Source organism: Arthrobacter oryzae (genome assembly GCF_030812315.1).
Taxonomy (GTDB): domain Bacteria; phylum Actinomycetota; class Actinomycetes; order Actinomycetales; family Micrococcaceae; genus Arthrobacter; species Arthrobacter oryzae_B.
In genome coordinates this window covers 269,722-280,689 of the sequence record NZ_JAUSSM010000004.1, presented here as the reverse complement: position 1 = coordinate 280,689, position 10,968 = coordinate 269,722, and the positions used below count along the sequence as shown (strand labels likewise).

12 protein-coding genes are annotated in these 10,968 nt (G+C 67.1%); 6 read left to right on the top strand and 6 right to left on the bottom strand.

The genetic code is table 11. The features are described 5' to 3' along the window. Both J2S97_RS10505 and J2S97_RS10500 read left to right on the top strand, forming a co-directional pair. Entirely contained in the window at window positions 1-462 is a 462-nt protein-coding gene (locus J2S97_RS10505) for a nucleoside deaminase (protein WP_307049094.1), read from the top strand. A gap of 222 nt (window positions 463-684) precedes the next feature. After that, window positions 685-1,122, top strand: coding sequence for a CBS domain-containing protein (locus J2S97_RS10500; RefSeq protein WP_307049093.1), 438 nt, complete (start codon window positions 685-687; stop codon window positions 1,120-1,122). Window positions 1,123-1,278: 156 nt separating this feature from the next. On the opposite strand, the gene J2S97_RS10495 is transcribed toward J2S97_RS10500, so the two are convergent. Next, on the bottom strand, window positions 1,279-1,575 hold the full coding sequence (locus J2S97_RS10495; protein ID WP_307049092.1) for a hypothetical protein: 297 nt from the start codon (window positions 1,573-1,575) through the stop codon (window positions 1,279-1,281). A gap of 117 nt (window positions 1,576-1,692) precedes the next feature. On the opposite strand from J2S97_RS10495, the gene J2S97_RS10490 reads away from it, so the two are divergent. Continuing rightward, window positions 1,693-4,323 (top strand): Tex family protein, encoded by a 2,631-nt coding sequence (locus tag J2S97_RS10490; protein ID WP_307049091.1) that lies wholly within the window; start codon window positions 1,693-1,695, stop codon window positions 4,321-4,323. A gap of 3 nt (window positions 4,324-4,326) precedes the next feature. After that, window positions 4,327-6,162 carry a gamma-glutamyltransferase family protein gene (locus tag J2S97_RS10485; protein ID WP_307049090.1) on the top strand — a complete coding sequence of 612 codons (1,836 nt, stop codon included), beginning with the start codon at window positions 4,327-4,329 and terminating at the stop codon, window positions 6,160-6,162. A gap of 8 nt (window positions 6,163-6,170) precedes the next feature. Here J2S97_RS10485 and J2S97_RS10480 read toward each other — a convergent pair whose 3' ends face one another. Beyond that, complete coding sequence (locus tag J2S97_RS10480) at window positions 6,171-6,584, bottom strand: VOC family protein (RefSeq protein WP_307049089.1); 414 nt, start codon at window positions 6,582-6,584, stop codon at window positions 6,171-6,173. An 89-nt stretch (window positions 6,585-6,673) separates the two neighbouring features. Between J2S97_RS10480 and J2S97_RS10475 the strand changes: the two genes are divergently transcribed. Then, window positions 6,674-7,036 (top strand): hypothetical protein, encoded by a 363-nt coding sequence (locus J2S97_RS10475; protein ID WP_307049087.1) that lies wholly within the window; start codon window positions 6,674-6,676, stop codon window positions 7,034-7,036. 21 nt (window positions 7,037-7,057) lie between these two features. Here J2S97_RS10475 and J2S97_RS10470 read toward each other — a convergent pair whose 3' ends face one another. The 4 genes from J2S97_RS10470 to J2S97_RS10455 form a co-directional block, all read right to left on the bottom strand. Further along, entirely contained in the window at window positions 7,058-7,735 is a 678-nt protein-coding gene (locus tag J2S97_RS10470; protein WP_307049365.1) for a YqjF family protein, read from the bottom strand. 64 nt (window positions 7,736-7,799) lie between these two features. After that, window positions 7,800-8,204 carry a DUF1622 domain-containing protein gene (locus J2S97_RS10465; RefSeq protein WP_307049085.1) on the bottom strand — a complete coding sequence of 135 codons (405 nt, stop codon included), beginning with the start codon at window positions 8,202-8,204 and terminating at the stop codon, window positions 7,800-7,802. Between the two features lie 49 nt (window positions 8,205-8,253). After that, window positions 8,254-9,162, bottom strand: a complete 909-nt coding sequence (locus J2S97_RS10460) for an NAD-dependent epimerase/dehydratase family protein (protein ID WP_307049084.1) — start codon at window positions 9,160-9,162, stop codon at window positions 8,254-8,256. A gap of 56 nt (window positions 9,163-9,218) precedes the next feature. Continuing rightward, the gene (locus J2S97_RS10455; protein ID WP_307049082.1) at window positions 9,219-10,124 is read right to left on the bottom strand and encodes an MSMEG_6728 family protein; all 906 of its coding nucleotides are present in this window, start codon (window positions 10,122-10,124) and stop codon (window positions 9,219-9,221) included. A 206-nt stretch (window positions 10,125-10,330) separates the two neighbouring features. Between J2S97_RS10455 and J2S97_RS10450 the strand changes: the two genes are divergently transcribed. Further along, window positions 10,331-10,924, top strand: coding sequence for a hypothetical protein (locus J2S97_RS10450; protein WP_307049080.1), 594 nt, complete (start codon window positions 10,331-10,333; stop codon window positions 10,922-10,924). Window positions 10,925-10,968: the final 44 nt, after the last annotated feature.

Genomic DNA, 10,968 nt, shown 5'->3' with positions numbered 1-10,968 from the left:
ATGACTGAGCAGATTGCCTTTACTGCATTCGACGAAGCCGCTTTCGAAGCTGCCGTCCGGGCAGCACAAAAGAGCCTCAGTGAAGGCGGCATACCCATCGGGGCTGCGCTGGCGAGGGGGAGCGAAGTGATCGCCAGCGGGCACAACGAACGCGTGCAGCACGGCGATCCGATCGCCCACGGCGAGATGGCCGCGCTCCGGGCAGCCGGCCGGCAAAAGAGTTACCGGGACACCACGCTGTACACCACGCTGGCCCCGTGTGCGATGTGCACAGGGACGATCATCCAGTTCAAGATTCCCAGGGTGGTGGTGGGGGAGGCCCGGACGTTCGCCGGCGAGTTTGAGCTCCTGCGCTCGCGCGGGGTGGAAGTGCTGGTGCTGGACGACCAGCGCTGCGAGGACATGATGCTCAGCTTCCAGCAGGACCACCCGGCGCTGTGGGCTGAGGACATCGCCGAGTAGGCGGGCATCTTCAACTTAAGCAAGACGGCAGTGGAACGAGATGGTCCAGGCCCTGTTTGTAGGCAAAAATCGACCCCAAACCGGCCCGGGCGCGCCGTCCTGATCCGCGGTCCGACGAACCATGATTGAGCCTAGTCAGGGCGTTTGCCCGGGCGTAGGCTGACAGCATCGGCGCCGGAGCCGAGGCCCCTGCGTCGAACCCCAACCGATGAAGGAGGACTGATGAGCGTCGTACGTGAATTCATGACCACCAACGCACAGTGCGTCAAGGAGGATCAGACGCTGCAGGAAGCAGCTGTAATGATGCGTGACCTTGACTGTGGATCGCTGCCGATCTGCGGCAGCGAAGGCAAACTCAAGGGACTCATCACCGACCGCGACATCGTACTCCGGTGCGTTGCCGAGGGCCTGGACGCCAGGGAAGTCAGGGCCATCGATCTGGCCCAGGGCAATCTGCGCTGGATCGATGCTGACGCCAACATCGACGAAGCCATCGCAGTGATGGAGCAGTACCAGATCAGGCGCCTGCCTGTCATTTCCGACCACAAGCTGGTGGGCATCATCAGCCAGGGCGACATTGCACGCAACTACTCGGAAGAGCGCGTCGGCGAACTGGTGGAACACATTTCGGAAAAAAGGCCCATGGAGAACATGGCCTAAGGCCGGATGAAAGCACCGGCTGACTGCAACTGACCCAGCGCCAACTGACCGAGCGCCGCGAACCGTTCGCGGCGCTCGGTCAGTTGGCGCTCGTCCCTGTCTGCCGGTGTTTACTTGCGCCGGGTCTCCTGCGCCGGGTCTCCGGTGGACCGCAAGCTACAGGAAGGCCTCGCGTCCGGTTCCTTCCCGAATCACCAGTTTGCCTTCCTCGATGGACACGAGGAGGCTCTTCGGCCGTCCGCTGAGCTTGACGCCGCCGGCCAGACCCCGGCTGGTGACTTCGACGCCGATGGTGGCCCCGCGCGCCGGAAGCTCGATTGCGACCTCCTCTGCTATGCCCAAGAGCGGATTGGTGGAGAGATCGGTGTCGCGCCTGGCCTGCTTGCCATTAACGAAGACGGTGACATTGTCCTCCTCAAAGCCGTCCTGAAGGATAATGAGCAACTCCTGCATAATGGACCGCCTCCGTTGGTTGCTGGCCTTCCTACTGCCACTACATCACTTATGCCCCGGGCCCGGTAGACCCAATCTCGCGCAGCCCGTGCCATAGTGTCGGTCCGGTAAGGCAAAATGTTCTGGGTGAACCACATCCCGCAGCGCCCTTCCCCGTCCCCCGCAACTCCGGGCGCCGCGATGCCCGGAAAAACTGCCGCCCTGGCAGCCGACCAGCCGGCCGGCAAGACCACCGGCAAGCCCGCCGGAAAGACAGCCGACGCCGTGGCGGAACAGATCGCGGCCCAGATCGCCCGCGAACTGGGCGTGAAGGCCTGGCAGGTCAAGGCAGCGGTGGAACTGCTCGACGGCGGCTCGACGGTTCCCTTCATCGCCCGGTACCGCAAGGAAGCCACCGGGACCCTGGACGACACGCAGCTCCGCGAGCTCGAGGAGCGGCTACGGTACCTCCGCGAACTGGAGGACCGCCGTCGGACCGTCCTGGAGGCGATAGCCTCCCAGGGCAAGCTGACACCGGAACTGCAGGCCGCCGTCGTCGACGCCGATACCAAGTCCCGACTCGAAGACATTTACCTCCCGTTCAAGACCAAGCGGCGGACCAAGGCTCAGATCGCCCGCGAGGCGGGGCTGGAGCCGCTCGCCGATGCGCTGCTCAAGCGCCCGGAACTGGATCCGGAGCGCGAGGCCGCCAAGTACCTGAACGCTGAACACTCCATCGACGACGCCGCCGCGGCGCTGGCGGGCGCCCGGTCCATCCTGGTGGAGCGGGTGGCGCAGGACCCCGACCTCGCCGCCAGCCTCCGTGAAAGGCTCTGGACCCAGGGCCGCATGGTGTCCCGGGTAAAGAAGGGCCAGGAGACCGAGGGCCAGAAGTTCAAGGACTACTTCGAGTTTTCTCAGGCGCCGTCCGGGATGCCGTCGCACCGTGTCCTGGCGCTGCTCCGCGGGGAAAAGGACGGGGTGCTGGAGCTGGATCTCGCCGAAGCTGAACCGTCCGACGACGACGCCCTGGCCGCCGCCCGCGGCCGGTACGAATCCGCCGTGGCCAGGTTCCTCGGGGTTGCGGACCGCGGCCGGCCCGCCGACGAGTGGCTCCTGCAGACGGCGCAGGTGGCGTGGCGCTCGCGGGTGCTGGCCCGGCTGACGGCCGACCTGCGCGGCCGGATGTTCGCCGCGGCGGAAGACGAAGCGGTCCGGGTTTTCGCCGCCAACCTTCGCGACGTGCTGCTGGCTGCCCCGGCCGGGAACAGGGCCACCCTCGGACTGGATCCCGGGCTGCGCACCGGCGTGAAGGTGGCGGTGGTGGACGGGACGGGCAAGGTGGTGGCCACAGACACTGTCTACCCGCACGCCCCGGCACGGAAATGGGACGAAGCCCTGGCCACGCTGGTCCGGCTGGCGCGCCAGCACGCCGTCGAACTCGTGGCGATCGGCAACGGGACCGCATCACGGGAGACCGACAAGCTTGCCCTCGAACTGATCAAGAAGCTGTCAGCGGAGTCCGGGGCAGGGCAAACTGCGGGGCAATCGGGGACCGGAGCGCCCGGAACCCGGGCGCCCGAAAAGCTCGTGGTGTCCGAGGCTGGAGCGTCCGTGTACTCGGCGTCGGCTCTGGCTGCTGCCGAGCTGCCCGGTATGGATGTTTCCCTGCGCGGGGCTGTGTCCATCGCCCGGCGCCTGCAGGATCCGCTGGCGGAACTGGTGAAGATCGAGCCCAAGTCGATCGGCGTCGGGCAGTACCAGCACGATGTCACGGCCGCGAAGCTGGACCGCAGCCTGGATGCCGTGGTGGAGGACTGCGTCAACGCTGTTGGGGTGGACGTCAACACGGCGTCGCCCGCATTGCTGAGCCGCGTGGCCGGCGTCGGACCGCTGCTGAGCGAGAACATCGTGGCGTACCGGAACGAGCACGGGCCCTTTGCCAAGCGGAGTGAGCTGAAGAAAGTGCCGCGGCTGGGCGCCAAGGCGTTCGAACAGTGCGCGGGCTTCCTGCGGATTACCGGGGGAGCAGAGCCGCTGGACGCGTCCAGTGTGCACCCGGAGGCCTACCCGGTGGCGCGCAAGATCCTCGCCGCCGCAGGCGGAACGGCAACTGCCGGCAAGGCAGCCTTTGGCGCGACGGGTGCCGGCAGCCTCGCGGCGCTCAACCCGCAGGACTTCGTTGAGGGCGCATTCGGCCTGCCCACCGTGCAGGACATTATTTCCGAGCTGGAGAAGCCCGGCCGGGATCCACGGCCGGCCTTCGCAGCGGCCAAGTTCTCGGAAGGGATCGAGAAGATCTCCGACCTCCGGCCCGGAATGATTCTGGAGGGAACCGTCACCAACGTGGCCGCGTTCGGGGCGTTCGTGGACGTCGGCGTGCACCAGGACGGGCTGGTGCACGTGTCTGCGCTGGCCAACCGCTTCGTGTCCGATCCGCGCGAAGTGGTGAAGTCCGGGCAGGTGGTGCGGGTCAAGGTCCTCGAGGCCGATCCTGAGCGGAAGCGCATCTCGCTCACATTGAGGCTCGACGACGAACCGGCACCTTCCGACGGCCGGCCGGCTGCTGCCGGCGGGCGGCAGGGGAGCAGTGCGCCGCGGCAGGGCAACAGTGCACCGCGGCCGGGGAGCGACGCCCGGCCTGCGAGGAACGACGGCCGCCCCGCGAGGAACGACCGTGCCGACGCCAAGCGGACGCCGCCGCCCAAGCCCGCCCCGGTCAACACCGCCATGGCCGAGGCACTGCGCAAGGCCGGCCTGGGAAAGTAGCCCATGACTTTCACCCGGCCCGATCCGTTCACCACGCGCCCCACCCTGCAGGGCACCTTTGGGATGAGCGCTTCAACGCACTGGATCGCGACGGCGGCCGCGCAGGCGGTGCTGGAACGCGGCGGGAACGCGTTCGACGCCGCTGCCGCCGGGGCGTTTGTGCTCCACGTTGTCGAGCCGCACCTGAACGGTCCGGGCGGGGACATGACCGGTGTGTTCGTCACCGCCGAGGACCCAGGCCGACCGGTGGTCCTGATGGGGCAGGGTCCCGCGCCCGCCGGAGCAACGCCCGAACACTATCGTTCGGAAGGCCTGGAATTGGTCCCCGGCTCGGGTGCCCTGGCTGCAGCGGTGCCTGCCGCCGTCGACGCCTGGCTTCTGCTGCTGCGCGACCATGGGACGTGGGAGCTGCAAGCGGTGCTGGAGTTTGCGATCGGGTACGCCCGCGACGGCCACCCGGTGCTGGGCCGCGTCGGCGCGACGATCGCCGCCGTTTCCGGGCTGTTCCGGGAGCACTGGACCACGTCGGCCGAACTGTGGATGCCCGCAGGCAGGGTCCCGGCCGAAGGGGAGCTGCTCCGCAATCCGGCCTACGCGCGGTCCCTCGAGCGGCTTCTGGAGGCGGGGGCGACGGAGTCCTCGCGGGAGGCGCGGATCGATGCGGCCCGCCGTGAATGGCGTCAGGGCTTCGTCGCAACGGCGATGGTGAGGTCCGTCCAGGCGCCGCACAGGCACTCATCCGGCATGGACCATCGCGGCGTGCTGGAAATGAGTGATCTGGCGGACTTTGAGGCGGGCTACGAACCCGCCGCCACCTTCCGCTTTCGGGGCCACACGATCGCGAAGACCGGCCCGTGGGGTCAGGGTCCGGCACTGTTGCAGGCCCTTGCGATCCTGGATGGGTTCGCTGACGAATACCTTGATCCGTCCACCGAGCTTGGCGCGCACACCATCCTTGAGGCACAGAAATTGGCGCTCGCGGACCGGGAGGCCTACTACGGCGATGCGGATGTTCAGCTCGATTATCTGCTGTCCGCCGAGTACGCCGCTACGCGCCGCGCGTTGATCACGGGGCGGGCGTCGCTCGAATTCCGGCCCGGCAAGGTTCGGGGACGCGAACCGTTCCACCCGCCGCTGCGGACCGAGTATTTGCCGCCCGCGCTCGTGAACGACGACGACGGGTCGGTCCTGCGCGGTAGCGGTTCCGGAGCAGGCGTGGGTGAGCCGACCGTGCTGGGGACTGGTGAGACCCGCGGCGATACGTGCCATATCGACGTGGTGGACCGCTGGGGAAACATGATCTCTGCGACTCCTTCAGGCGGCTGGCTGCAATCGTCCCCGGCGATTCCCGAACTGGGTTTCTGCCTCGGCACGCGGCTTCAGATGACCTGGCTCGAACCCGGTACGCCGTCCACGCTGACCCCGGGGAAGCGCCCCCGCACCACGCTGACGCCAACGCTCGTGCTTCGGAACGGCAGCGCGGTAAGTGCGCTGGGCTCGCCCGGCGGGGACCAGCAGGACCAGTGGCAGTTGCCGTACCTGCTGCGGACAATCGTAGGCGGCTATTCGCCTCAGCAGGCCATCGATGCGCCGACGTTCCACACGACGTCGATGCCCGGATCATTCTGGCCCCGCACCTGGGAGCCGGGCGGCGCCGTGATTGAGGACCGATTGGGCGACGGCGTCATTGCGGGCCTGGAGCGTCGGGGCCACCGAATCACGCGGGCTGGTGACTGGACGCTGGGACGGTTGTCCGCCGTCGTGCGCGATCCAATGACGGGTGTGCTGCAGGCCGCGGCCAATCCGCGTGGAGCGCAGGGGTACGCGGCGGGCCGCTAGGGCCCACCCTATTCGTGCGGTGGCCAGCCCATCATTTCGTTCAGTGCAATGATGTTTCCTTCGGTGTCCTTGAGGAACGCGGATTTCACGGCACCGAAGTCAATGATCTCGCCCTCGGCTTTGCCCTCGACGCCTGCGAAGCTCCCGGCGCTCGGGGGCTGGAACGTTGCGCCGCGCGCTTTCAGTTCCTGCACCAAGGCTTCGATGTCTTCGACCATGAAGCTGATCATTGGGTAGGGCGGCGGAACCCTGTTCGGAAGCTCGGTAAGCGCGATGCTCGTACCGGACGCGGCGCCGAACACCATGGGATCGTCCGCGGGGCCGGTGAGAAGGTCGAGGCCAAGGACATCGCGGTAGAACTTCCGGGCCCGGGCACCGTCCTTCGCGGGAAGGATCGGATTCACGTGGAAGCGGTTCAGCATGGCGACTCTCCTTGGGCCGGGGGCTGATTTTTCAATCCTCCCAGATAATGCGGCTTTCGGCGGGAGTATTTATTTGTCAGGCTGGGCCCATGACCTTCTTTCTTGAGTACACAATCCCGACGCCGCCGGACGAGACAGAGTTTGCGTTCCCGCATGACGAGATTCGTAGCGGCACGACCATTCCGTTGTCTGAGACAAAAGCCGAAATCGTTCACGCGGCAGAGCTCCCGGCCCGCACCTCGATTATTGGTGCCACGGTTCCGGAAGCGAAACTGGAGGCCGAGCAGCTCATCCTGCACAGCAGGTGCAGCGAAGCCGCTCTATATGACGACCCCTCAAATTCCCTCCGGGAGGGGATCGGAATCCTTGTGTCCACGTTTGCGAAAGGCCAAGGCTGGACTGACGCCCGGCCAGATGAGTACGAGCCGGTGTCGTTGCCGTCGGAGGACTAGGTTTCACCAGTTCACTGCAGCCTAGCTCCCGAGCACCCGCGGCTTCCCGAACCGGGTCCGGACACCGGGGGAGTACAGCACGGAGTCGGGCGGCCCCGTCACGTTGAGGCCGGCGGCGCTGATCAAGCCGTCGTCCAGTACCGTCAGTTCGGCACGGAACAGCGGCCAGGCCGAATGCGTGTTCGGAATGTAGAGCGTGCGGCCGCGGAAGCGGGAGTGCAGCCCGAACCTGGCCGTGAGGTGGACGGACAGCGGATCCGCCGCGACGTCGTCGAACGCCGGCACAACCGCGAAATCGCTCCGAGCCCCGTGCCGGAACCTGCGCACGGAATAGCCGGTGGCAGGGTTGCCGGAGTGGGCCGGGCGGAAGCGTGCGTGCGACCACACATAGGGGATCCCGGACGCGCGGGCGGCCAGGACAACGGCCAGCCGGTCAGCATCCAGGCTCAGGAAAACAACGCCCCGGGTGCCGTCCGGTTCCCGCGAGTACAGGCGGACGTTGATCTCGTTGAAGTCCCCGAAAAACGGCACAGCGGGCCCGCGGCCAAAGCCCGCTTTCTGCATTCGGAAGCCGATCAGCCCCACCCAGGCGGACCCGTCGAAAATGTCGGGCACCACTCCGGACGGCATGAAGGCCGCGGCCTCCTCATAAGGGATGCGCCAGTGCAGGAACACGGTGTCCGTCCACCGTTGTTCCATGAGAACCGGGCCGGGCAGTTCGGGCGGCTCCGGCCACGGGTCAGGCAGGCCCGTGTGTTCAGGCTCAGGCACTTGCTGAGCCCGCGGAGCCGGCCGGTGCCGCCTCGGCCGCGGGCTCTTTCTGCCAGGGCCACCGGCCGGTGATCTCCAGTTCCAGTGAGAAGCTCAGGAAGGTCCGGATGAGCACAATGATCGCCAGCACGCCTACGCTCTCGTACGTCGGGGTGACCGCGACCGTCCGGATGATGTCCGCCGCCACCAGGAGCTCGAGTCCCAGCAGGATGGAGCGCCCCAGCAGCTGCCGGTACGAGCGGTAGACGGAGAGCCGTTCGGCGCCTTCCGGCAGGCGCCTCGGCTGGAATCCGCGTACGGCCATCGGGATGGAGACGACGGCGCCGATCACCATAACCGCGACGCCGGCAAAGTCCATGAACCGGCCGACGGTCTCGATAATGTGCTGAAAATCCACAGTTCCCCTTACAAAGGCTTCGGCTATGACGGCAGCTACGGACTGAACATCACGGGTGCCGGACGCCTTCGCCGGCCAGGATGGCGCGGTACCCCTCACGGAAAGTCGGGAAGGTGAACTCGAACCCCGTGCTGCGGAGCAGCGCGTTGCTGCACCTCTTGTTGCCGCCGCGGGATGGCCCGCCCCCTGGAACACCGGGTTCACTAGCAACGGCCGACGCCGGCTGGGGGAGTCCCAGTTCGGCGGCCAGGAAGCGCTGGACCTCGCCGAGCTCTGCGGGATCGTCGTCCACGCCGAGGTACACGGGACCGGGTTCTGCGGCCATAGTGCAAAGGTGCACGATGGCCCCCGCGGCGTCGTCGCGGTGGATCCGGTTCGTGTACCGGGGTTCCGCCGGGGCCACCGCCGTGCCTCCACGCACCTGGTCGATGAGCCGCGTCCGCCCCGGGCCGTAAATTCCGCCCAATCGGAGCACCACGGGAGCGATTCCGGTGCCGAGGAGCCGTCTGTGCAGCAGTTCCTCCGCCTCGTGGATGATGCGGCCGGAGAATCCGCCGGGGGCCGGCGTCGTGCCTTCATCCACCCAGCCGCCGTCCGCGTCACCGTAAACGGCGGTGGAGGAGACGAACAACACGCGCCGGAGCAGCGAAGGTGACGCCCCGGCGTCGTGTCCGCGGGCGCGCTCAAGTGCGTCGAGTACGTTCGCCAGCCCATCCACGTAGGCGGCCCGGTAGGCGTCCTCGGTGGGCGAGTCGGCGGCAACGGCAACGACGACGGCGGTGGTGTCCGCCGGGATGGGCGGCAGCGCCGCCGTGGTCAGGTCAGCCGCGACACCTTCGATGGCAGCCGGAAGCTTGTCGGGCGACCGGCGCCAGCCCACCACGCGGTGGCCGGCGGCAGCGAAACGCAGCCCGGCCTCGGTACCAAGATCGCCGCAGCCGGCCATAAGAACAGTCATAAGGGCCAGTCTGCCAGAGCTGCCCCGACGGCTCGGTTAGGCGCCGCTAAGCACGCCTAGGGCGCAGGAATCGGGAAGAACAGCCGCGGGTCCTGCAGCAGGGCCGGGTAGTCGAACGATGAGCGTTCCACAACCTCGGTCACCTGGAAGTTCCGGGCGAAACGCCCGTCCACCGTGATGGGGCGGCCCTGCACCTTGCCCAGCGCAAACGTGGCGCCGCCGTCGAACGGCACGGCGATCGCCGAATTGCCGGGGAGGGTGCGGAAGGCCTCTTCCTGCAGCTGACGCTTCCGGGTGGGCTTCTTGACGAGCTGCTTGGGAGGCCGCTTCTTGGGGTTCTTAGCAGGCCGGCGCGAGCCGGAGTCGGCGTAGACGAACTCGTATTCGTCGGACTGGGCGGCGGCCTTCGCGGCGCGGCCAACCTCCGGCAGGCTGATGGTGTCCAGCTTTTCCGGGTCGGTGTCGCCCACCTGGGCGCGCAGGATCCAGAGCCGGTCGCCAACCGGATCTTCGGGGAGGAACTCGTGCCGCGGTTCGGGCCAGACGTACTCCAGGTCGGCCGGCGTTCCCGGAAACAGTTCACTATAGAAGCGCGGTTCCTTCTGCAGCAGCCGGGAGCGGTGGCTGAGGTGGAGGTCCGGCTCGCCGAGCCACGGCGGCATGGGGATCTTGGCCGCGTAAGCGGGGTGATCTGCCTGCGGCGCGAATTCGACGATCTTGGCGCGGGTGGTGTCTTCGCCGCCGCGGGCGATCCATTCATCCGCCATGGCCAGGCCGTACATGGTCAGGGCGGGGACGTGGCCCATCCACATGCGGACGGCCGGGTGCGACTGCCAGCCGTACTCCGGGATCACCAGCGCACGCAGGGTCTGCAGCGCCTCGACACGCTGCTTGCCGAGCCGGACGCGGTCCAGGACCGCGGCGCTCTGCTGGAAATCTGGATAGGGAAGGAAAGTCTGCATCCTCCAAGTGTGGAGGTGCCGGGGTCCCAGACCAAATGCCGGGTGCCGCCGCGCACCGGCAAACACTGCTAGGCTGTCAGCGGCTGGCAGGGGATGCGGCGTAGTCTACTGGACCGTATGGTGAGACGGTGGCGACAACACGGTCACAATTTGACTAAGATGACCGCAAGCAAATCCCGCCTCAGCCACCCTCCGGAAGATACGACATGACACTTACCCAAGCAGTTCCGTTCACTCCGAAGTTCGGACAAATGCTGAGCCCGGAAGCCAACGGCGTCCTGGTGCTTGATGAGTTCACCCTGGACCCGGAAGCAGCCCGCAAGGAGCAGCACGGTTTCCGCGCCGCCATCGGCTCTGTCGCCCTCACTCTTCGGCGCATCGTAGCCCTCCGCCTGTTCATCGCAGTCGTGGCCATCGCCAACCTCCCCCTCTTCCTGCTGTCCACCGGCTGGTGGATCTACGCCGTATCACTGGCCGTTGTGATCGGTGTGCACGCAGGCGTCTCGTGGCTGAATAAGCATGAGCCGAAGGTCCGCCAGCGCCACTCGCTGGAGCTGCACATGCACCGCGAGCGCAGCGACAATTACCGCAAGGTGCGCGACGCCGTGAAGTTCGTGATCGATTCGCCGGCGCGAATGAACGAGCACCTCTACCTGGAACTCCTGGCAGCCAAGCGCGTCGCCCTGCACCTGCACATCGGCACCGTGGCTGTCCTGGACACCAGCGACGATTCCGCGTGGAAGGTCCGGATCGTCCGGGAACTGCCGCAGGCCACGTACACGCACGCCAGCCTGAACTGACTTTCTGAATTGGCCTAAAACAACGACGCCGGAGCTCCCCACAA

Coding starts and splice junctions, on each gene's coding strand:
- J2S97_RS10500 (WP_307049093.1), top strand. CDS start 685: ATGAGCGTCGTACGTGAATTCATGACCACCAACGCACAGTGCGTCAAG.
- J2S97_RS10490 (WP_307049091.1), top strand. CDS start 1,693: ATGTTCTGGGTGAACCACATCCCGCAGCGCCCTTCCCCGTCCCCCGCA.
- J2S97_RS10460 (WP_307049084.1), bottom strand. CDS start 9,162: ATGACTGTTCTTATGGCCGGCTGCGGCGATCTTGGTACCGAGGCCGGG.
- J2S97_RS10470 (WP_307049365.1), bottom strand. CDS start 7,735: ATGGAACAACGGTGGACGGACACCGTGTTCCTGCACTGGCGCATCCCT.
- J2S97_RS10485 (WP_307049090.1), top strand. CDS start 4,327: ATGACTTTCACCCGGCCCGATCCGTTCACCACGCGCCCCACCCTGCAG.
- J2S97_RS10450 (WP_307049080.1), top strand. CDS start 10,331: ATGACACTTACCCAAGCAGTTCCGTTCACTCCGAAGTTCGGACAAATG.
- J2S97_RS10480 (WP_307049089.1), bottom strand. CDS start 6,584: ATGCTGAACCGCTTCCACGTGAATCCGATCCTTCCCGCGAAGGACGGT.
- J2S97_RS10455 (WP_307049082.1), bottom strand. CDS start 10,124: ATGCAGACTTTCCTTCCCTATCCAGATTTCCAGCAGAGCGCCGCGGTC.
- J2S97_RS10475 (WP_307049087.1), top strand. CDS start 6,674: ATGACCTTCTTTCTTGAGTACACAATCCCGACGCCGCCGGACGAGACA.
- J2S97_RS10505 (WP_307049094.1), top strand. CDS start 1: ATGACTGAGCAGATTGCCTTTACTGCATTCGACGAAGCCGCTTTCGAA.
- J2S97_RS10495 (WP_307049092.1), bottom strand. CDS start 1,575: ATGCAGGAGTTGCTCATTATCCTTCAGGACGGCTTTGAGGAGGACAAT.